Below are 20,827 nucleotides of genomic sequence, written 5' to 3'. Positions count from 1 at the left end.
GCATGACTTCCCAGACCGCGAACCAGCCGCGGCAGGCGCCGGTCGCCACGCCGTACCTGGAGGTCAGCGACCTGCGGGTGACCTTCCCGACGCCCGACGGCGCCGTCACCGCGGTCCGCGGGCTCAACTATTCGCTGCCGCTGGGCCGCACGCTGGCCATCGTCGGCGAGTCCGGCTCGGGCAAGAGCGTCTCCAGCATGGCCGTCATGGGCCTGCACGACCCGAAGAGCACCCGGATCAGCGGCTCGATCAAAGTCGGCGGTCAGGAGATCGTCGGCATGTCGCCCGCCGCGCTGCGCAAGCACCGGGGCACCGGCGCCGCGATGATCTTCCAGGACCCGCAGTCGTCGCTGCACCCGTACTTCACGATCGGCAACCAGATCGTCGAGTCCTACCGGGCGCACCACGCCGTCTCCAAGCGGGCCGCCCGCGAGCGCGCCGCCGAGATGCTCAACCGGGTCGGCATCCCGAACCCGAGGCGCCGGCTCGACAGCTATCCGCACGAGTTCTCCGGCGGCATGCGCCAGCGCGCGATGATCGCGATGGCCCTGGTCAACGATCCGAAGCTGCTGATCGCCGACGAGCCCACCACGGCGCTCGACGTCACCGTGCAGGCCCAGATCCTCGACCTCATCCAGGACCTGCAGCGCGACTTCGGCTCGGCCGTCGTCTTCATCACGCACGACCTCGGCGTCGTGGCCCAAGTGGCGGACGACGTCCTCGTCATGTACGCCGGCAACGCGGTCGAGCACGGCACGGTGCGCCAGGTGCTCGGTGCGCCCCTGCACCCGTACGCGTGGGGGCTGCTCGAAAGCCTGCCCGCCGTCTCGGGTGAGCCGGCGCCGCTGCATCCCATCCCCGGCAGCCCGCCGAGCCTGCTCGCGGTGCCCGGCGGGTGCCCGTTCCACCCGCGCTGCGAGTTCCGCGACCGGGTGCCCGGCGCCATGTGCACCACCGTCGCCCCCGACCTGGTGGCCCGGACCGCCGACCCCGCGCACACCTCGCGCTGCCACCTGCCGGCCCCGGACCGGGTGTTCGCGTCCGAGATCCTGCCCCGGCTGCCCTGAAGGACGATGCTGTGACCGAACCACTGCTGCGGCTCGACAACGTCGCGATGCACTTCCGGACCAAGGGCGACGGCTTCTTGGCCCGCCGGAACCAGACTGTCCAGGCCGTCGACGGCGTCGACCTCACCCTGGCGGCGGGGGAGACGCTCGGGCTGGTCGGCGAGTCCGGCTGCGGGAAGTCGACGACCGCCCGGCTGATCACCCGGCTGCTCGAACCCACGGCCGGCCGGATCCTCGTCGAGGGCGACGACATCGCGCACCTCGACGAGCGGCGGCTCCGGCCGTACCGCAAGGAGATCCAGCTGATCTTCCAGGACCCGTACTCGTCGCTGAACCCGCGCCACACCGTCGGCGCGATCGTCGGCACCGCCCTGCGCACCCACAATCTGGTGGAGAAGGGCGGCGAACTGCGCCGGGTCCAGGAGCTGCTGGAGCTGGTCGGTCTCAACCCGGAGCACTACAAACGCTATCCGCACGAGTTCTCCGGCGGTCAGCGCCAGCGCATCGGCATCGCCCGCGCCCTGGCCGCCCGCCCGAAGATCATCGTCGCGGACGAGCCGGTCAGCGCGCTCGACGTCTCCATCCAGGCCCAGGTCATGAACCTGCTGGAGAGCCTGCGGTCCGAGCTCGGCATCGCGTTCGTCTTCATCGCCCACGACCTGGGCGTCGTGCGCCACTTCTGCGACCGCATCGCCGTCATGTACCTCGGCCGCGTCGTCGAGGAAGGACCCCGCGACGGACTGTACGACGCGCCGCAGCACCCGTACACGCAGGCGCTGCTGTCGGCCGTACCCGATGTCGGCGTGGTCCGCGGGGTCCCGCCCCGGCAGCGCATCCGGCTCGCCGGCGACCCGCCCAGCCCGATCGACCCGCCGTCGGGCTGCCGCTTCCGCACCCGCTGCTGGAAGGCCCAGGACATCTGCGCCACGCAGGATCCCGCGCTGATCGAGCGGGCGCCGGCCCAGCAGGTGGCCTGCCACTTCGCCGCGCCGCCGGCCGCGTCGCTGGTCGCCGAGGCCGTCTGAGTACGCGCCGCCGGGGTTGACCGGCGCCGGACGGCTCGCCGTGCCGCCGGTCGCCGGGGCTGTCCGAGCCGGTGGCTCCCCGCACCTCCGGGACTGTCCGAGCCGGGTGGCTCCCCGCGCCGGCGGGGCTGTTTGAGGCGGGCGCGGCGGGTCATGCTGAGGGGATGTACCCGCCGTCGCCCTGGCACCTGCGTGGTCAGCTGCACCTGTCGCTTTTCCTGGTGCCCCGGGCCCGGCTGCCCGAACTGCCCGCCGGAGTGCGCCCGCTCGGTGTCGCCGGACGGATCCCGGTCGGCGCCGCCTGGGTCACCTACGAGCCGGGCGGCGATCTGACCTACCGGGAGCTGCTGACCGCGGTCCTGGTCCGCGACGGCCGGCGCCCCCGGGCCACGATCACGCACATCTGGGTCGACAGCGTGGCCTCCCGCGACGGCGGCCGCGAGCTCTGGGCCATCCCGAAACACCTGGCCCGGCTGCGGATCGCCCCGCCCGCCGCCGCGGCCACCGGCATCGCCACGGCCACGCTCCGCCCGGGATGGCGGCTGCCCGGCCGCTGGCCCACCCCGATGTCGCTGGCCCAGGACCGCGGCGCCGGCCTCCAGGTGACGCCGGTCCGGGGCACCGCGGCGCTCGCCCTGCTCCGGACGGATTGGTCGGTCGCACCGGCGGGACCGCTCGCGTGGCTGACCGGACGCAGGCCGCTGCTCTCGCTGACCCTGGCCGACTTCCGCCTGCGCTTCGGTAGATTGCCTGCCCATGGAGATGCGGTTCAGCGGTGAGGTCTGGTACTGGCGCGGCCCGGCCCCGTTCCACTTCGTCACCGTCCCCGAGCCGGAGTGCGCCGCCCTGAGCGACGTCGCGGGCGAGGTCAGCTACGGCTGGGGCATGATCCCCGTGACCGTCCGGATCGGGGAGACGAGCTTCACGACCTCGCTGTGGCCCAGGAACGGCGGCTACATCGTGCCGCTCAAGGACAAGGTGCGCCGGGCCGAGGAGATCGAGCTCGGCGACCCGGTCACCGTGCATCTGACGGTCGCCGCGGGCTAGCGAGGGCGCGCTCGGTCAGGCCGGGTCGCAGCGCCGAGAATGCGGCGCATCGAGCCTCGCTCGGTCAGGCCGGGTCGCAGCGCCGAGTATGTGGCGCATCGAGCCTCGCCCGGTCAGGCCGGGTCGCAGCGCCGAGAATGCGGCGCATCGAGCCACGCTCGGTCAGGCCGGGTCGCAGCGCCGAGAACGCGGCGCATCGAGCCTCGCCCGGTCAGGCCGGGTCGCAGCGCCGAGTATGTGGCGCATCGACACTCGCTCGGTCAGGCCGGCCGGGTGGCGGCGGCGAGGACTCGGCGCATCGAGCCCCAGGTGGCGAGGGCGCGGCGGCCCTCGTCGGCCAGGGACAGGACGGCCGGGTCGGGGTCGGGGACGGCGATCGCTTCTTCGTACATGGTTCGCTCGGCGGCGAGCCACTCCGGCCGGTCGTGCACCTCGACGTCGGTGAAGCCGGCCTCCACGAGGTCACGGCCGAGGTCGAGGGCGCGGATGCGGGCCGGGACGCGGTCGTTCGCCAGGTCGGCGGGCGCCCAGCAGGTCAGGGCGAGGCGGCCGCCGGGGCGGAGCACGCGGCGGAACTCGGTCAGCGCGGCGACGGGCGGGTCCGCGAACTGCACGCCGTCGACGCACATCACGGCGTCCGCGCTGTTGTCGGGGAGGCCGGTGGCGGTGAGCGTGCCGACGTGGAAGGAGGCGCGACCGGCGGGGAGGCGGGCGGCGGCGATCTCGCGGGCGTGCTCCAGGGCCACGGCGGCGAAGTCGACCCCGACGACCCGGGCGTCCGTACGCGACGCGACCTCGATGCCGTACCCGCCGCGGCCGCAGGCGATGTCGAGCAGCAGGCCGTCCGCGGGCAAGCGCAGCAGCGACGTGAGCTCCGCGACGCCCGGCCACGGCAGCACGCTGGCGAACCGGAGCTCCGGCGGCAACCCCAGCGTCCGCGCGACGATCGCGTCCCGCACGGGCGAGGCGGCCATGTCGGCGTACCACTGGTCGAAGTAGGCGGCGTCCCGCGAAGAAGTCATCCGCGCATTGTGCCGGGCCGCGACCGCGGGGCGTGCGCGCGGCGGGCGGGAAGAGAGGCGTGCGTGCGCGGGCGGTGGAGAGGCGGGGGCGTGCGTTCGGCGGGCGGGTGGAGAGGCGGGGGCGTGCGCGCGGGGGCGGGTGGAGAGGCGGGCGTGCGTGCGGCGGGCGGTGGAGAAGCAGAGCCGCACCCGCGGCGGGCGGGCTCAGGGGCGGGAGGCGTGGAGGGTGAGCAGCGTGATTTCGCTCGGGGCGAAGACGCGGAACGGCGGTCCCCAGAAGCCGGTGCCGCGGGAGGTGTAGAGCTGGGTGCGCTCGCCGTGGCGGCTCAGGCCCTGCAGGACGGGCTGGTCGAGGCGGACGAGGTAGTGGAAGGGCCACATCTGGCCGCCGTGGGTGTGGCCGGAGAGCTGCAGGTCGACGCCGTGGGCGACGGCGCCCGTGATCTGCTGGGGCTGGTGGGCCAGGAGGAGGATGGGCAGGGCCGGGTCGGCGCCGCCGAGGGCCGCCTCGTGATCCATGTGGTGGCCCGGGACGCCCGAGCCGGCGGCCGTCCGGTCGTCGACGCCGGCCACGACGAGGCTGTCGCCGCCCCGGGTGACGATCACGTGCCGGTTGTGCAGGGCCTCCCAGCCGAGCGAGGCCATGTGCTCGACCCAGCGCTGCGCCCCGGAGAAGTACTCGTGGTTGCCGGTGACATAGACCCGGGCCAGAGCGGCGCGTACGTCCCCCAGCGGCGCCGCCATCGCCCGGCGCTCGGCCACCTCGCCGTCCGCGATGTCGCCGGTGTGCGCCACGATGTCCGGCTCGAGGCGGTTGACCACCGCGGTCACGCCTCGCGACCAGCGCTCGCGGTCGATCGGCCCGTAGTGCGTGTCGGTCAGCAGCACCACCCGCAGGCCGTCGAGCCCCGCGCCCAGCCGGGGGATCGTCACGTCGACGCGCCGCACCCGGGAGACGCGCATCGCCTCGTAGTGTCCCCACAGGAGCAGGACCAGGGAGATCCCCGCGACCGCCGCCGTCACGATCCGGGAGCGGGCCGGGTCATCGACCCCGGCGACGCGGAGCACCAGGGACAGCACGTTGCCGAGGATCGACCACACGAAGAGCACCCAGACCACGCCCAGCAGCGTGTCGGCGATCCGCGCGGCGCCGTCGTGGTGGCGGGCGCCGTGGCCCGAGAACATCAGCAGCGGGAACGCCAGGGCCACCCCGGCGAAGAGCACGGTGCCGGTCACGAAGACCCCGGTGGGCCAGTCGTTGCCGGACCAGATGAGGGTCCACCACGGCACGCCGAACAACAGGAGCAGCACGGTGGCGACGACGAGGGCGAAGCGCGCCGCTCGCCCGGGCCGGCGCCGGGGCTCGGCCTCCACGGTTTCCCCTACGGACACGACGCCAGTCTGTCACGCCTGGCACGAAACCGTGATTTCCCGACGTCTGACCTTTTCTAGCGTGGAGGTCACACCAACCGGGGAAGGACCCACCATGAAGCTCGCCGCCCTGCCCGTCGCCGCCCTCGCCGCGGTCGCGCTCGCCGCCTGCACGGACTCGGCCGCCACCCCCGTCACGGCGCCGCCCGCGCCCTCCGCCCCGGTAGCCTCGGCCGCCACCACCGCGCCGGCGGACGACGCCACGCCGACATCCGGCGCCACCGCGGAGTCCGCGGGGGACACCACGACCGAGCCGGCCGCGGAGGCGCCGTCGGTCAAGAAGGCGGACTGGGCGAAGCCGCTCTTCGAGGCCCTCGGCTGCAAGAAGAACGACGACGTCCCCAGCTTCGCGGAGATCCAGCTGCTCAAGGCGATCACCGTCGGCGGCGAGAGCCAGGTGGTCACCGCGTCGAGCTGTCCGACGACGACCTCCACCAACCCGGTGTTCGTCCGCGTCCACGCCGGCGGCCCGGAGTCCGAGCTGCTGCTCAACACGGGCAAGGGCCTCTCCCTGCGCGAGGTGTCGGTGGCCGTCAAGGGCAGCACGCTGACCGTCAACGCCACGGCCCTGAGCGACGAGGCCCCGCTTTGCTGCGCCGACCTGCGCGTGTCGGAGACGTACGAGTGGGACGGCTCCGCCTACACCAAGACCGGCAGCAGCAAGAAGCCGCTCTGACTCGGCAGCGGCACAAGGCCGCTTCAGGTCGGCGGCGCCTCACCGAGCGTGCGGATGAGTGACGCCGGGATGACCAGATCGGCGCGGTCGCGGGTGGCCTCGATCAGCGCCGCGTTGCGCTCGTCGGTGCCCAGGGCCCACGCGCGGGCGGCGCCGGGCTCCTTGCCGAAGCGGACGTGCCGGGCGATCAGCCGCTCGAGGCGGGTCTCCCGGTCGAGCCCGGCGTACCAGACCTCGGCCACCAGGGGCCGGACGCCGGCCCAGCGCGGATCGTCGAGCAGCAGGTAGTTGCCCTCCGAGACGATCAGGCGCGCCTCCCGGGGCACCGGGATCGCCCCGGCGATGGGCTGCTCCAGGACGCGCTCGAAGCCCGGCGCGTAGATCATGTCGTCGGCGTCCTCGCGGAGGCGGCGCAGCAGGTTCGCGTACCCCCAGGGGTCGAAGGTGTCCGGGGCGCCCTTGCGGTCGCGCCGGCCGAGCCGCGAGAGCTCCACGTCGGCCAGGTGGAAGCCGTCCATCGGCACGTGGGCCACCCAGCCCGGGCGCTCCCGGGCGATCGCCGTGACCAGCTCCCCGGCCAGCGTGGTCTTGCCCGCGGCCGGCGGTCCGGCGATGCCCAGGACCGCCCGCTGCCCGTCAACCACCAGCGCCCGGGCCCGCCGGACGAGATCATCGAACGTCATCCGCCCATCCTGCCCGCCGATCGGACGGACCACCGAGGCGATCGTCCGACCCCGCCCGGGTGGTCCGATCCACCCCATCGGGTCGGAAACGCGACGTCCGGGGTGGTACGGCCGTTCGGGCCATGTGCCCCACCCCGCGACTTCCCGGAAGGTCCAGGTCAGGACCGACTCATTCTGGGGGGAAGACATGCACGTCAAGCGTTCCGTCCTCGCCGCCGTTGCCGCGGCCGGCGCGCTCACCGTCTCACTCGTCCCGGCGCTCACCGCGTCGGCGGACACGACGGCGAAGCCCGACGCCCGCAAGCCCCGGCCACCGCTGCTCACCGTGGCCGAGGGTCTGGACAACCCGCGTGGGCTGGCGTTCGCGCCGGACGGCAGCCTCTACGTCGCGGAGGCCGGCCGGGGCGGGCGGGGCCCGTGCCAGACCGGCCCGGAGGGGGACAAGGTCTGCTTCGGCCGGTCCGGCGCGATCACCAAGATCCGGTACGGCCGGAGCACGCGCGTGATCAGCAACCTCCCGTCGCTCGCCGCCCCCGACGGCAGCCAGGCGGGCGGACCGGCCGACGTGGGCACCGACCGCCGCGGCACGCTGTCCTGGGTCGTCGGGCTCGGCGGCGACCCGGCCCTGCGCGACAAGCAACCCGCCCTGCGCGGCATGGCCCAGCTCTACGAGCGCGGCCGCCGGGGCCCGCAGGCGGTCGCCGACCTCGGCGCGTACGAGCGGAGGGTCAACCCGGACGGCGTCAAGCCCGCGGACACCAACCCGAACGGGCTCGCCGTGGCCCGCGACGGCCGCTACGTCGTCGACGCCGGGGGCAACAGCCTGCTGCGCGTCGACCAGCGCGGCAAGATCCGTACCGTCGCGGTCTTCCCGCAGCGTTTCGTCAAGGCGCCGGCGGGTGTCCCGGGCGTGCCGGCGGGCAAGATCGTTCCGATGCAGTCGGTGCCGACGGCGGCGGTGCGGGGCCCGGACGGCGCCTGGTACGTGTCCGAGCTCACCGGCTTCCCGTTCCCGGCCGGTCAGGCGCGCGTCTACCGCGTCGAGCCCGGCCAGAAGCCCCGGGTGTACGCCACCGGGCTGACCAACGTGATCGACCTGGCCTGGGGCCCGGGCGGCCTCTACGCCCTGGAGATCTCGCACAAGGGCCTGCTGTCCGGTGACGACACGGGCGCCCTGGTCCGCGTGAACCGGCACGGCACCACGGTCGTCGCGTCGGAGGGGCTGCACGCCCCGGGCGGCGTCGCCATCCGCGGCCGCGACGCGTACGTGACCAACCACGGCACGTCCCCGCGCACCGGCACGGTCGTCAAGATCCGTCTCTGACGGCTGTCTTCCGGGCCGCCGGGCGGGCACGAGGGACGGCCAGGCCGGCGTGGAGGGTGGTCGGCGGGCACGAAGGGCGCGTCACCGCGGCGGTGACGCGCCCCGGCCGATCGGCGTTGCCGCGCACGACCGGCCCGTCCCGCACCTCCCGGTCCGGGCACCGGGCAGCGGGACGCGAGTTTCTCGTCAGCCGCGGCCACCCGCGGCCCGGCTCGCACGCCGAGCCGCGGTCACCCGCGGCGTTGCTCACATCCCCAGCCGCAGGGCGGTGACGCCGGCCGGCGAGTGCGGCCGGGCGATGCCCCGGATCAGGTCCGAGTGCACCGAGCCGGGCAGCTGGGTGCCGAGCGCGCACAGGGCCGGCCACAGGTCGAGCACGTCGCGGTGGCTCAGCGCGCCGACGCCGATCATCAGCCCGTTGACCGCCGACGGCGTCCGGGCCAGCTCCGCGCACAGCTCCATGCGCCACACCGGGTCCTCGACGTTGGCGGCCAGCTCGCGGGCGATGCGGTTGGTGGCGGCGCAGCTCTCCTCGGGCGCGGCGTGGCGGCCCGCGGAGGAGGCGGCGAAGGCGGGCACGGGCCGGACGGCGACGCCCAGCCGCAGCGACAGCTCGGGCAGCGTCAGCGTCTCCAGGCCGAAGGCGCAGGTGTCGCACATCCGCTGGTACGTGTCGGCGTGCACGTTGACGGCCTCGCTCGGACAGCCTTCGCCGGAGCGGCAGTCGGTGTCCATGACGATCTCGGCGAGCCGCCCGGACTCGTCGAAGCGGCCGATGCCGAAGAAGGGGTCAGGGGTCTCGCGATAGCGGGCCAGGGCCGCCCGCTCGCTGCCGTAGCCGTCGGGGTCCACGCCGATCCGCGGGACGCCGTGCTGCGCGTGGAGGTGGATGAGACGAAACATCCTGGTCACTCCCGGGGGTGAGGGAACGCTGCGCCCCGGGATACGGGCGGCGGGCCCTCCAAGGTTCACTCCTCACCGTGAGTGAAGGAAATTTTTCCGCGCGCCCGGTCGGGAACGAGCCGCAGCAGATCAAAAGTGACTGTGTGTAGTGCGTAGATGGCGCCGGTGATCACGACGAGCATCCCGGCGAGCACGGCCACGAGCCCGCCGTCGAGCGCGGGCCAGGCGGCGGGCAGGGCCGTGGCACCGAGGACGGCGGTGGCCTCGGTGCCGGACTCCACCAGACGACGGGCGGTTCCACCACTGGGCGCGGTCATCACGGTCATGGCGGTCACTCTGCCGACCGGGGCGTCCGCCGCACCTCCCTCCCGAGCCGGAATCCGGCCTATGCCTTTCGGTGGAGGCCGGGCCGGGGCCGCACCGCCGGCGTCCGGGGTGCGGCCGGGCCCGGGCGGCGGGCGGGCGCCGGGCGGGTGCCGGGCCAGTGACCGCCGCCGATGCCTCGGAAGCGGATGGTGGACACGCCGAAAAACGCGCCGTAACGTGGACTGAGCGGCGCAAACGTGCCGCCGAGCGGAACCCGGACCACGGCGCCGATCGCCGGGACGTGACCGAAAATGGTCATGCCGCCGAGCGTGGAGGGGGAGCGCGGTGACCGTCTGGCACCTGCCGGCGTTGATGTACCACTCGGTGTCCGAGGTCGCCGGCCCGCTCCGCGACCTCGCCGTCCCGCCGAAGCGTCTCGCCGAGCACCTCACCGCGCTCACCGCCGCCGGCTACCGGCCGACCGGGCTCACCGAGGCGCTCGACCTGCTCGAGCAGGGCTGCACCGACAAGCTCGTCGCCGTCACCTTCGACGACGGCTATCGCGACTTCCTGACCCAGGCGGTCCCGGTGCTGAGCGCGGCCGGCGCCGGCGCGACGCTCTACGTCTCCGTGGGCCACCTGGGCGACCACGCCGGCTGGCTCGGGCCGCACGCCCCGGCCTTCGGCAAGCTGCTCACCTGGGACGAGCTGACCGAGGTGGCCGACGCCGGCATCGAGATCGCCAACCACAGCCTCGTCCACCACCCGCTCGACGTGCTGCCCGCCGCGCAGCTGCGCGAGGAGGTCACCCGGAGCAAGGACGAGCTCGAGCAGCGGCTCGGGCGGCGGGTGCGCGGGTTCGCGTACCCCCATGGGTACAACGGCGCCAAGGTGCGCGCGGCCGTGCTCGCCGCGGGCCACGACAACGCCACCGAGGTCGGGCGGCGCATGCACACCCCGGCCGAGCGGCGCTTCGCCGTCCCGCGGTTCCAGCCGACCCCGGACATGACCGGCGCCGACCTCGTCACGATCGTCGGCGGGGGCGGCCCGACGCTCGCCCCGCGGCTCAAGCAGCTCGCCCAGCCCGGCTGGCGGGTGGTCCGCCGCGTCGCCCGCGCCACCGGCCGGAGCCTGACGTGAAGGGTGCCCACCGGGCGCGCAGCCGGCTGACCCGGCGCCACTTGTTCGGGCTCGCGGCCGTGGTGGCGGTGCCGGCGGCCGGGGCGTACGGGATCCAGCGGCTCCGCGACGACCAGAAGCCGGCCGAGGCGCACACCGAGGCGGCGGCCCCGGCGGCGTCGGCGTCGGTCGTCCCGAAGGCGGTCGCGACGAGCGGGGGGACAGTGCCGTTCCGCAGCGGGAAGGCGCTGCTGGGGGCGTACCTGGATCTGTCGGGTCTGACCCAGGCGCAAGCCGTCGCCCTGCGCAAGCGGCAGACGGGCCGCGACGAGCGGATTCTGCAGGTCTTCTTCGACTTCTACGACACCCTGCCGACGCAGGTCGCCGGTCTGCCGGAGCACGCGTTCCCGATGGTGTCGTGGCGGGGCACGGCCTACTCGGAGATCACGAGCGGGAAGAGCGACGACCTGATCGCCAAGGCCGCCCGCCGCCTCAAGGCCCAGGGCCGTCCGGTGCTGCTGCGCTGGGCCTGGGAGATGAACGGCGACTGGTACAAGTGGGGCGCCTACCGCAACGGCAACGACAACAAGGGCTTCGTCCAGTCGTGGCGGCGCATCCACGGCATCTTCGCCGACGAGGGCGCCGACAACGTCTCCTGGGTGTGGAGCCCCAACTGGAACTCCGTGCCCGTGCGCGAGTGGAACACGTACGAGGCGCTCTATCCGGGCGACAAGTACGTCGACTGGGTCGGCGTCTCGGGCTACAACCTGCACAAGGAGAAGCCCGAGACCCTGTTCGACCCGATCTACGAGGCGTTCGGCGCCCGCAAGCCCATCATGATCTGCGAGGTCGGCGCGGTCGACCGCGGCGGCAGCACCAAGGGCGAATGGATCACCCTCCTCGCCGACTGGGTGGAGAAACACCCCGCGGTGGGCGCGGTCGTCTTCTTCGACACCGACACCCATCCCGGGTACGACGAGAAGTGGCGCATCGACACGAACCCCGACAGCCTCGCGGCTTACGTGGCGCTCGCCAAGCGCGCCCGGTTCAGCGGGTAGCCTTCTCCGCCGCCTCGATCGCGTTGCGGAAGAGCATCGCCACGGTGGTGGGGCCGACGCCGCCGACGCGAGGGGTGAGGGCGCCGGCCACGGAGGCGACTTCCTCGGCGACGTCGGGGAGGAGGCGGCGACCTTCGTAGCGGACGCCCGCGCCGATCACGGTGGCGCCCGGGCGTACGTGCCCGGGCTGGATGATGCCGGGAACGCCCGCCGCGGCGATCAGGATCTCGGCCCGCCGGGTGTAACGCTGCCAGTCCGGGACGCCCGTGTGGACGACGGTCACGGCGGCGTTGGCGGTCGGGCGCTTCTGGGCGAGGAGCATGGCGAGGGGGCGGCCGATCGTGGCGCCCCGGCCCAGGATGACGACCTCGTGCCCGGCCACCGGGATCTCGTAGTGCGCCAGCAGCGCCTCGATGCCCGCCGGGGTGCACGGGCGCGGGCCCGGCAGGCCCACGGACAGCCGCCCGAGGTTGAGCGGGTGCATGCCGTCGACGTCCTTGTCCGGGTCGACGGTCATGAGCGCCGCGTCGTAGTCGATGTGCGCGGGCGGCGGGTACTGGATGAGCAGCGCGTGCACGGACCGGTCGGCGTTGAGCCGGTCGATCACCCGGTGCAGGTCGTCCTGCGTCGCGCCGGCGGGCAGGTGCTCGTGGGGCGACACGAAGCCGAGCTCGGTGGCCTGCCGCTGCTTGATCCGGATGTAACCGGCGCTGGCGTCGTCGTCCCCGACCAGAATCGTGGCCAGCGACGGCTGCACGCCGCCCTCCCGGAGCTTGGCGACCCGCTGCGCCACATCGGCGAGCACGGCGTCGGCCACGGGCTTGCCGGGCAGCAGCCGCGCCTCGTGCGGCGCCTGCGTTCCCGAGGTCTCGGACATGCGGTCCCTTCGCCTGATGGGCACTTTCCGCGACCCAGTATGCCGTGCGCCGCCGCCGCCCGCCGACTGCGTCACCCGGCTGGGCCACGCCCGGTCACGGCGTCCCCCGGGCGTCACCCGGCCACTACTAGCGCAGCACTTCGGTCAGCTCCGCCTCGAGCAGCGCCGTCACGTGGTGGTGGCGGTCGCTGTCGAGGGGGATGCCGCGGCTGGGGGCCTCGGCCAGCATCAGGGTGTAGAGGTGCAGGCGGTAGAGGCCCAGCCGGACGCGCGCGGCGTCGTCCACGACCAGGCCCGTGGCCTCCGCGTAGCCGCGGAGGAAGGGGTGGTCCGGGTCGTCCTCGATGCGGTGGAAGAGGGCGGGGGAGACGAGGTCGAGCAGCGGGTCGCCGTAGAGGAAGCGTTCGCCGTCGACCAGGCCCGAAAGGTGGTCGTCGTGGACGAGGACGTTGCCGTCCCAGAGGTCGAAGTGCAGCAGGGCCGGGCGGGTGACGACGGCGAGGGCGGCGCGGTGGCGGTCGATCGTCGCCCGGATGCCGGGCGGCAGCGGGACGTCCCAGTCGGCGGCGTCGGCCAGCAGGGCGTCCATGATCGCGGCGTAGGCGGACGGCCAGTCGGGACCCGCGGCCCGGGCGCCGGTGTAGCCGAAGTGCGGGCCGGTCAGCTCGTGCACGCGGGCCATGACGGCGCCCAGCTCGTGGCGGGCCCGGGGCGACGGCCCGCCGGTCAGCGGCCGGCCGGGCAGGAGGGACGTGACGATCCAGTCGTCCGTCGCGGCGAGCACCGCCGGGACCGGCGCGCGGCCGGCGACGGCCCGGAAGTAGACGGCTTCCGAGGCGATCATGCCGGCCTCGTACCGGAGCAGGCGGGCCGACGGCGGTGGTCCCACCTTGACCACCACCTCGCGGCCGTCCGCGAGCGTCGCGCGCCACACGGCGGCGAACCCACCCCCGGACAGCTCGGCCGCTTCGGCGACCTCGCTGCCGAGGGCAGGGGAGATCAACTTGTCGACGGTACGGGCGTCAAGAACGCGTTGCGTGGGGGAGCGCACGCCACATTGTGCGTCACTCCGTCGCCGCGATCGAGACAGTTCGATAGGCGGAGTCGTCGCCGGAGCGGTAGAGGCCCACGGTGACCCGGCTGTCCGCGGGGACCGTGACCGTCTCGGTCCACTCGCCGTTGGCGTCGATCGTGATGCGGCGGGAGGCCTTCGTGCCGGCGGCGACCGGGCTGACCGTCACCTTGTACGGGGCGTCCTGGTCGAGCAGCCCGGTGGCTTTCAGCACGACTGTGCGGTTACCGTCGGCGTCCGCGGGCGCGGGCGGCGAGGCGGACAGCGTGGTGACCGTCGTGTCGTAGGTCGACTGCGAGGTGCTCAGCGACAGCCAGCCGGCGCCCCCGAGGATGGCGACGACCAGCACCAGCGGCAGCAGCTGGCGGATCAGCTTCCGGCGCTGGGCCTTGTCCCGCGCGGCGACCGTGGCCTCGTTCTCCGCCGGCACGACCTGCATGAGGATCGTGTGCGCCTCGGCCATGCCGGGCACCTCCTGCGGCGCCGCGACCACGCGCGCCGGGCGGATGTCGCCCGTCGTCGTGACGTCCTCCGCGGCGCCGCCTGTCGAGCGCAGCCGGGGAATCGTCGTGGCGATCAGCGCGAGCACGGTCACCCCGGCGGTCAGGGCGGTCCAGCTGACCCGGCCCAGCGGGGCGCGGCACACGTAGAGGAGCAGGCCGCCGAGGACCAGGGTGGCCAGGCTGAGCGCCGGGGCGAGCACGAGACGCTCGATGCGGGTCAGGACGCGTACGGGGAAAAGGGCCTGGGTCAGCGCCGCACCCGGCAGCAGGAAGCCCAGCAGCAGGCCGCCCGCCGCCGCGAACGGGCGCGGGGTGAAGAGCACGAGCAGCGCCGACACGAGCGTGGCCCCGGCGACGGCCCGGGTCAGGAGGCGGTTCACAGGTTCCCCATCCGGTAGACGCGGACGGTGCCGTTGTCGTAGAGCCGGTCCACCTCGGGCAGCGTGTCGAACTTGCCGAGCTGCGTGCTGGTCAGCGGCGACGTGATCGAGCCGGCGTGCGGGTCGTTCTCGAAGTACGCCTCGTCCTGAGGGAGGAGCTCGCCGAGGCGCTTGTCCACGACCAGGTACTGGATCTGCAGGTCGCTGACGAGCTGCTCGTCCTCGAGGCTCCACGTGGTGGCGTAGTAGAGGGTGCCGACCTCGCGGACGGGGTCCTGCCGCCCGTACGTGGAGGCCAGCGAGACCGACGTGATGTCGCCGCCCACCCGGTTGCCGTGGCCGAGCGTGTCGCGCTCCCAGTAGGCGGCGCTGACTCCGTACACGTCGACCGAGCGCTCGAAGGCACCCGCCAGATAGGGGCCCGGCAGGATCGACCCGATCGGGGGCCAGCCGCCCGCCCGCGCGCCGATCATCAGGATCGTGATCATGAGCGAGCCGGCGGCGACGCGGCTGTAGAGGTTCCAGTTGCCCGGCGCCACGTAGTCGATCGCCGGCGCCGCCGCCCGCCAGTGCCGCTTGCCGTCGGCGTCCCTGGCCGGGATCAGCTGCACGCCCCGGACCAGCGCGATCGCCGCGACGATGGAGATCGGCACGTACGTGAAGGTGGACAGGCGCCCGGCGATCTCCGGGCCGTTCTGGCCGAGGAAGCGCACGCCGTTGCCCGCGAAGAACAGCGCGCCGCCGGCGATCGCCGCCCAGCGCCACGGGTCCCGGTCGGAGCGTTGCAGCATGTCCCGCAGCAGTGCCAGATAGAGCACGAACAGCCCGATGAGTCCGATGCCCTGCAACGCCAGCTGCCCGATGCTCACCGACGCGGTCGTGGAGGAGGCCTCCGAGGTGCCGGCGACGAGGTTGCGGACGGTCTCGGCGACCTGGTCGATCGGCGCCTCGAGATAGCTGACCACGTCGGTCGCCACGGTGCCGATCCAGAGGGCGACCACGGCCACGGCGATTCCCGGTACGACCAGGGCGCTCCAGCGGCGCGGCTTCTGCAGGAAGAGCTCCACGGCGGCGAGGAGGAACAGCGTCAGCACCAGCGCGAACGCCGTCACGTGGTGGCTGACCGTCGTCACCATGATCGAGGCCACGGCGACGGCGAGGAACTGCGGGCCGCCGCCGCTGCGCCAGCGCCGGGTCGACCAGACGGTGAGGATGAGGAACGGCAGGGCGGCCGTCTGGTAGAGATAGCTCGAGTTGAAGAAGAGATAGTGCAGCGCGGTGGCATAGATCGCGCAGCAGACGCCGGCGACCGCGGGCGAGCGGCTGGCCCGCAGCACGACAGCGAAGAGCGTCGCCACGAAGACCAGCCGGGCCACCCCGGCGACGACGATGCCCGCCGCCTCCACCGGCAGCCCGGTCAGCGCGGCGACGGCCGCGCCCATCTCGGCCAGGCCGGGGAAGTGCACGGCCGGCGGCAGGGCCGGGTTGGGCTGGAAGAGCTTCCCGCTCTCCAGGATGATCGTCGTGCCCAGCCAGTGCTGCAGCTCGTCGGGGAAGCGGAACTGCTCCGGGCTGTAGAACCACTTGAGCAGATACTGGTTCAGGCCCAGCCCCATGACCAGCAGGAACGACTCCGCGGCCCCGGCCATGCGCCGGCTGAGCAGCCGGACGACGACCGGGGTGAAGACCACGACCTGACCGATCCAGTACGCGATGGTCGCGTTGCCGGTGCCGATGCGTCCCCCGGCGTAGGCCAGCGCCACCATGAGCACGCCGAGCGCCGACATGACCAGGACGACGGGGGCGTGGCCGAACTCGAGCGGCGGGCGGCGGCGGGCCGGGCGCGGGGGGCGGGCGGGGTCCTTGACCGGGGCCGGGGTGGTTTCCGCCGGGGTGGCCGTGGGTTCCTGGGCGCCGGGGACGACCGGGATGATCGCGGTGACCGCGGGGCTCGTCGCCGGCGCGGTGATGATCTGGGTCTCGTCGGCGGACGGCTTCGGCTTGGGCTTGGGCTTCGCCGCCGGCGCGGGCAGGACTTGCGTCTCGTCGGCGGCGGGCTGTGGCTTCGGCTTCGGTGCCGGGATGATCTGGGTCTCGTCGGCGGCGGGCACGGACGGGCGGATGACCTGCGTCTCGTCCGCCTTGGTGGATGTGTCCATGCGGCTCGTGGTGCCGGTGGGGAGGCGGATGACCTGGGTCTCCTCGGCGGTCGGCTCGGCGGCGGCCGGCTTCGCGGTGGCGGCGGGCGGCTCCGCGGCCGTCGGCTTCACGGCGGCGGGCGGCTTCGCGGCCGTCGGCCCGACGGCGGCGGGCGGCTTCGCTGCTGCGGCGACGGTGGTCGGCTCGGCGGCGGCCGGCTCCGGGAGCGCGACCGTTTTGTCCGGGTCTTCGACGGCCGGGCGCAGGACGGCGGTCGCGTCGGGCGCCGGGATGACCGCGGTCTTCTCCGGGTCGTCCGGCGTCGCGGACCGGCCGCCCGGCGTCGCTGACTGGCCGCCCGGCGTCGCTGACTGGCCGCCCGGGGTCGCGGACGGGTCGGACGAGTTCAGCATGCGGCCGCCGCCCCGCTCGTCGCCGCGGCCGCCCGGATGCCCGTCGTCTGCACCATATGCTCCGAGAATGCCCCGCTTCTCGGGTGATTGTCCGGTGAACCGCACGATCAGCGGCGCGCCTCGGCGCGAAGCTTGGCCCGGGCGGCGCGGCGACCCTTGAGGTAGAGCCGGGGTCCGGCCAGCATGCCCCGCTTGTTGGCGCCGAGCAGCTCACGCGGGAAGTCGTCCTGCAGCGTCGACACGCGCAGGCTGTCCTGGCCGGTGAGATCCCGCAACGCGCCGGGCACGAGCTTGAGCAGCGGCCAGAGCAGCGCGGGCCGGCCGAGCAGCAGGCTCGTGTACGCGGCGGTCAGCCCGGCCCCGTACCCGATCATCTGCTTGCGCAGGCCCGCGAGGTCGCGCCGGTGGTAGTGGTGCGTGACCGCGGTCGGCTGGTAGACGATCGTGCCGCCGTCGACGAGCACCTTGGTGAACGCGAGCGTGTCCTCCGAGCCCATGGCCGGGGTGCCGGCGCCGAGCGCGTTGTCCCAGCCGCCGATGCGCTCGATGACGCCCGGGCGGAAGGTCATGTTGGCCCCGGTGCCGAAGGGCGGCAGCGGGTAGAGCGGGCTCTGCACGTGGGCGGTCGCCGGGCTGAACGTGTCCGGGCGGAAGCCGCGGCCCTTGCTGTGCCCGCCGAACTGCTCGAACCACAGCTGCGCCTGCGTCTCCAGCTCCGCCGGGACGATGACGCCGGAGACGACGTCCGCCTCGGGGTGGTCGGCGAAGGCGCGGGCGATCTCGGCCAGCCAGTGCGGGTCCGCGTACTCGTCGTCGTCGATCCAGGCGAGGATCTCGCCCGGCGCGGCGGCCTGCGCGGCGTTGCGGGCGAAGGACAGCCCGGCCTTGCGCTCCACCAGGTAGTCCACCGGGCCCCGGCGGGCGGCCGAGCGCACCACCTCGGCGGTCGCGTCGGTGGCCGGCGCGTTGTCCACGACCAGCACCCGGAAGTCGGGGTACTCCTGCGCGAGCAGGCTGTCGAGGCACCGCGCGAGGGCGCCGGGCCGCTCACGGGTGCAGACCACGACGGTGATCGGCGGCGCGTCGGCGAGCACCTCGCGGCGCCGGGCCAGGAACGCGGGCTCGGTCGCGGGCGTGACGCCGGTTTCGGGCACGCCGGCGAGGCCGCGCGACGCCAGCTCGTCCGCCAGCTCGCTCTCGATCGCGCGCCGCAGGTCAGCGGGGGCAAGACCATGCTCGGGTACGGGCACCAGCACCGTGCCCAGCGGCTCGGTGAACAGGCGGACCAGGGCCCACGCGCGCTCGATCCGCCGGCCGTCCGTGCCGATGGCGGGCACCGCGGGAAGCGGCTGGGCCAGGTCGAGGTCGAGGACGACGGCCGGGCGGCTCTGCTCGAGCGCGGGCGCGGTCAGCGGTTCGTCGACGGCGGTCATCGGGCCACCTCCACGTTTGCGATCGGGCGCAGAGTGCGGCAGGCCACGTCCGCGCTGACGGCGGGACGGATTTCTCCGGCGGTCATCGGGCCACCTCCGCGCTGATCACGGGACGGGGGGCGCGGCGGGCGGCGACGGTCTCGACGGCGCCACCCCAGCCGGCGGCGGCAACCCCCACAAGCACACCCCCCGCTTTGAGTACGTGGTCCACGCCGCGGCCCCGGGCGGCGAGACCGAGATTGCGGGCGACCGCGCGGGGCAGCGACTTCAGGTAGCTCTGCTCCGAGCCGAGACTCTTCGAGCCGTCGAGCAGCCCGGCCATGGCGACCTTGCCCCGGCCCTCGGCGTAGCAGCGGCGCACGAACCACGGGAAGGTCGAGCTCGCGGCGGGCACGTCGTGGCGCAGGCGGGCCTCGGGCACGTACATCCAGTGGCCGCCGTCGTGGGCGCTCATCCGCAGGCACAGCTCGGTGTCTTCGGGGCGGTTCTGCTTGCCGAGCTTGCCGAACCCGGTCCGGAAGCCGCCGACCGCCAGGAACGGCTTGCGCCGCACCACCATGCCGGCCGACCACACGTTGCGGACCGGCGCCATGGTCGTGGGCATGCCGCGGTAGGAGCCGCCGACCGCCCAGAGGAACTCCTCGGGCATCCAGCGGGGCGCCCCGCGTTCCCACTCGGGGTCGATCGCGTTGCCGGCGCCCACCACCCGCGGATCGGCGAAGGCGGTCAGCATCGTCGCCAGCCACTCCGGGCCCATCGTCACGTCGTCGTCGAGAAACGCGATCAGCGACGTCGACGTGTGGAAGGCGCCGGTGTTGCGGTTGCCGGAGACGCCCTGGGCGTACAGGTTCTCCAGGACCGTCACGCCGGCCAGGTCGCGGCGGGCCCGGCGGAACAGGGCCGGGTTGTGATCGACGACGAGCACGATCTCGGCCGGGGCGACGGTCTGCGACTTGGCCGCGGCGACGGTCCGGACGATCGACGCCCAGCGGCGCTCGGTGTGGCACGGGATGACGATGCTGACGGCGGGGCGGGGGGTGGATTCCACGGGTACCTCTCGGGCGGGCGTGCGGTGCGGTCCGCGGGGAGCGGGAGGGGCGGACCTGGTCGGCGGGGCTGTCGGGCCCCGCGGTGGCGCGGGCGGTCGCGGCGGTCGTCCCGCCGGCGCAGGCGCCTCCGGTGGCAGAGCCGGCCGGGTGGCTCAGTCCTCGCTGGTCACGCGCGAGTGACGGGGGCGGGCCGAGCGCTGGTCGTCGCGGCGGAGGCTGCCGCGGTTGACGTTGGCGATGTGCATGCGCGGGTCGGTGTCGGCGGCGCTGCCCGCGGCCGGGGCGCGGTTGACGACCCGGTTGAGGGCGTGCGCGGGCGGGGTGTTGCCCGCGCCGGGGCGCTGGTGCACGATCACGCCGCCGCGGTTGGCGCCGGTGCGGCGCATCCGGCGCATCCGGCCGTACTCGCTGAAGATCGTCCGCAGCACGCGGAAGCCGTCCCGGAAGGTGTTGAGGTTGCTCTGCCCGTGGATGCGGGCGTGCTCGACGCTGCCGACCTCGCCGACCCGCATGCCGTCGGCGGCGGCCCGGATGTTGATCATCGTCTCGATCTCGAAGCCGTCGCCCCAGAGCTTGGAGCCGTCGGTCGGGCGCGGCAGCGCGACGTCCGGCAGGTCCAGCGTCGGCACGACCCGCGCCCAGAAGGCGTTGTAGCCGTAGCAGAGGTCGGTGAACCGGGTTCCGAAGAGCACGTTGACGACCAGGTTGAGCCCGTCGTTGCCGAGCTTGCGCAGCTTGGTGATGTCGTGGCTGTGCCCGCCGTGCGAGAAGCGCGAGCCCTTGACGAAGTCGGCGCCGTCGGTCAGCTGGGCCACGAAGAGCGGGATCTCGCCCGGGTCGGTGGACCCGTCGGCGTCGATCATCACGATGATGTCGCTCGTGCAGGCGGCGAAGCCGCAGGCCAGGGCATTGCCCTTGCCCGTGCGGGTCTGGTGCACGACCACGACGTCGGGGCGCAGCTCGCGGGCGACCGCGACGGTCCGGTCGGTCGAGCCGCCGTCCACGAGGATCACCTCGTCGATGCCGGCCGGGAGCTTCGCGAACACGTGCGGGAGATTGCGCTCCTCGTTCAGGGTCGGGATCACCACGCTCACAGTCGGTGACAAACTGTGATTACTCGCTGTGTTACCAGAGGACGGGGGGAGCTGCATGTCGTTCCCTTCGGTGGCTGCTTCCATCGATTTCCGGGAGCGGAATCATCGAATTGCCGGGCTCTGCCGACAACTGTAGCTACACGCTACGTAGCGTCAACTAACCAAAGGACCGAGGTGCTCGTCACCCCACGGTCGCTCCTGACCAG

General features: G+C 73.8%; 20 protein-coding genes. 8 read left to right on the top strand and 12 right to left on the bottom strand.

Annotated features, from left to right (window positions below):
- Positions 1-2: 2 nt before the first annotated feature.
- From RAN62_RS40480 to RAN62_RS40465, 4 genes are all read left to right on the top strand, one after another.
- The gene (locus RAN62_RS40480) at positions 3-1,067 is read left to right on the top strand and encodes an ABC transporter ATP-binding protein (protein WP_305790208.1); all 1,065 of its coding nucleotides are present in this window, start codon (positions 3-5) and stop codon (positions 1,065-1,067) included.
- A gap of 47 nt (positions 1,068-1,114) precedes the next feature.
- Positions 1,115-2,092 (top strand): ABC transporter ATP-binding protein, encoded by a 978-nt coding sequence (locus RAN62_RS40475; protein ID WP_305790218.1) that lies wholly within the window; start codon positions 1,115-1,117, stop codon positions 2,090-2,092.
- Positions 2,093-2,256: 164 nt separating this feature from the next.
- Positions 2,257-2,871: an acetoacetate decarboxylase family protein gene (locus tag RAN62_RS40470; protein ID WP_305790207.1), complete on the top strand. Its 615-nt coding sequence runs from the start codon at positions 2,257-2,259 to the stop codon at positions 2,869-2,871.
- Positions 2,849-3,139 (top strand): DUF1905 domain-containing protein, encoded by a 291-nt coding sequence (locus RAN62_RS40465; protein ID WP_305790206.1) that lies wholly within the window; start codon positions 2,849-2,851, stop codon positions 3,137-3,139. The genes RAN62_RS40470 and RAN62_RS40465 overlap by 23 nt, the downstream gene beginning before the upstream one ends.
- Before the next feature lie 260 nt (positions 3,140-3,399).
- Here the strand turns inward: RAN62_RS40465 and RAN62_RS40460 are convergent, their stop codons facing one another.
- Complete coding sequence (locus tag RAN62_RS40460; RefSeq protein ID WP_305790205.1) at positions 3,400-4,161, bottom strand: class I SAM-dependent methyltransferase; 762 nt, start codon at positions 4,159-4,161, stop codon at positions 3,400-3,402.
- Positions 4,162-4,365: 204 nt separating this feature from the next.
- Complete coding sequence (locus tag RAN62_RS40455; RefSeq protein WP_305790204.1) at positions 4,366-5,553, bottom strand: metallophosphoesterase; 1,188 nt, start codon at positions 5,551-5,553, stop codon at positions 4,366-4,368.
- Between the two features lie 94 nt (positions 5,554-5,647).
- Here RAN62_RS40455 and RAN62_RS40450 point away from each other — a divergent pair, with 94 nt between their 5' ends.
- Positions 5,648-6,268, top strand: a complete 621-nt coding sequence (locus tag RAN62_RS40450) for a hypothetical protein (protein WP_305790203.1) — start codon at positions 5,648-5,650, stop codon at positions 6,266-6,268.
- Positions 6,269-6,291: 23 nt separating this feature from the next.
- Here the strand turns inward: RAN62_RS40450 and RAN62_RS40445 are convergent, their stop codons facing one another.
- The gene (locus RAN62_RS40445) at positions 6,292-6,951 is read right to left on the bottom strand and encodes a nucleoside/nucleotide kinase family protein (RefSeq protein WP_305790202.1); all 660 of its coding nucleotides are present in this window, start codon (positions 6,949-6,951) and stop codon (positions 6,292-6,294) included.
- Positions 6,952-7,138: 187 nt separating this feature from the next.
- Here RAN62_RS40445 and RAN62_RS40440 point away from each other — a divergent pair, with 187 nt between their 5' ends.
- On the top strand, positions 7,139-8,275 hold the full coding sequence (locus RAN62_RS40440) for a ScyD/ScyE family protein (protein ID WP_305790201.1): 1,137 nt from the start codon (positions 7,139-7,141) through the stop codon (positions 8,273-8,275).
- A 246-nt stretch (positions 8,276-8,521) separates the two neighbouring features.
- On the opposite strand, the gene RAN62_RS40435 is transcribed toward RAN62_RS40440, so the two are convergent.
- Together RAN62_RS40435 and RAN62_RS40430 are read right to left on the bottom strand one after the other, a co-directional pair.
- A complete protein-coding gene (locus tag RAN62_RS40435; RefSeq protein WP_305790200.1) occupies positions 8,522-9,178 on the bottom strand; it encodes a hypothetical protein in 657 nt (218 codons plus the stop codon).
- 65 nt (positions 9,179-9,243) lie between these two features.
- Positions 9,244-9,504, bottom strand: a complete 261-nt coding sequence (locus RAN62_RS40430) for a hypothetical protein (RefSeq protein WP_305790199.1) — start codon at positions 9,502-9,504, stop codon at positions 9,244-9,246.
- A gap of 325 nt (positions 9,505-9,829) precedes the next feature.
- Here RAN62_RS40430 and RAN62_RS40425 point away from each other — a divergent pair, with 325 nt between their 5' ends.
- Both RAN62_RS40425 and RAN62_RS40420 read left to right on the top strand, forming a co-directional pair.
- Positions 9,830-10,624, top strand: a complete 795-nt coding sequence (locus RAN62_RS40425) for a polysaccharide deacetylase family protein (RefSeq protein ID WP_305790198.1) — start codon at positions 9,830-9,832, stop codon at positions 10,622-10,624.
- A complete protein-coding gene (locus RAN62_RS40420) occupies positions 10,621-11,661 on the top strand; it encodes a glycoside hydrolase family 26 protein (protein WP_305790197.1) in 1,041 nt (346 codons plus the stop codon). Before RAN62_RS40425 ends, RAN62_RS40420 begins: the two co-directional genes overlap by 4 nt.
- On the opposite strand, the gene RAN62_RS40415 is transcribed toward RAN62_RS40420, so the two are convergent.
- The 7 genes from RAN62_RS40415 to RAN62_RS40385 form a co-directional block, all read right to left on the bottom strand.
- Entirely contained in the window at positions 11,651-12,538 is an 888-nt protein-coding gene (locus RAN62_RS40415) for a bifunctional 5,10-methylenetetrahydrofolate dehydrogenase/5,10-methenyltetrahydrofolate cyclohydrolase (protein ID WP_305790196.1), read from the bottom strand. The genes RAN62_RS40420 and RAN62_RS40415 overlap by 11 nt on opposite strands.
- A gap of 127 nt (positions 12,539-12,665) precedes the next feature.
- Entirely contained in the window at positions 12,666-13,541 is an 876-nt protein-coding gene (locus RAN62_RS40410; RefSeq protein WP_305790195.1) for a phosphotransferase, read from the bottom strand.
- Positions 13,542-13,602: 61 nt separating this feature from the next.
- A complete protein-coding gene (locus tag RAN62_RS40405; protein ID WP_305790194.1) occupies positions 13,603-14,493 on the bottom strand; it encodes a hypothetical protein in 891 nt (296 codons plus the stop codon).
- Positions 14,490-17,045 carry a hypothetical protein gene (locus tag RAN62_RS40400; protein WP_305790193.1) on the bottom strand — a complete coding sequence of 852 codons (2,556 nt, stop codon included), beginning with the start codon at positions 17,043-17,045 and terminating at the stop codon, positions 14,490-14,492. Before RAN62_RS40400 ends, RAN62_RS40405 begins: the two co-directional genes overlap by 4 nt.
- Positions 17,046-17,152: 107 nt before the next feature.
- The gene (locus tag RAN62_RS40395) at positions 17,153-18,478 is read right to left on the bottom strand and encodes a glycosyltransferase family 2 protein (protein WP_305790192.1); all 1,326 of its coding nucleotides are present in this window, start codon (positions 18,476-18,478) and stop codon (positions 17,153-17,155) included.
- A gap of 82 nt (positions 18,479-18,560) precedes the next feature.
- Positions 18,561-19,526 (bottom strand): glycosyltransferase family 2 protein, encoded by a 966-nt coding sequence (locus RAN62_RS40390; RefSeq protein WP_305790191.1) that lies wholly within the window; start codon positions 19,524-19,526, stop codon positions 18,561-18,563.
- A 153-nt stretch (positions 19,527-19,679) separates the two neighbouring features.
- Complete coding sequence (locus RAN62_RS40385) at positions 19,680-20,612, bottom strand: glycosyltransferase family 2 protein (protein ID WP_369077251.1); 933 nt, start codon at positions 20,610-20,612, stop codon at positions 19,680-19,682.
- Positions 20,613-20,827 lie beyond the last annotated feature (215 nt).

The organism is Symbioplanes lichenis (assembly GCF_030709675.1).
Lineage (GTDB): Bacteria > Actinomycetota > Actinomycetes > Mycobacteriales > Micromonosporaceae > Actinoplanes > Actinoplanes lichenis.
Note: the sequence above shows the minus strand (reverse complement) of the source record. Positions and strands in the feature narration are given on the sequence as shown.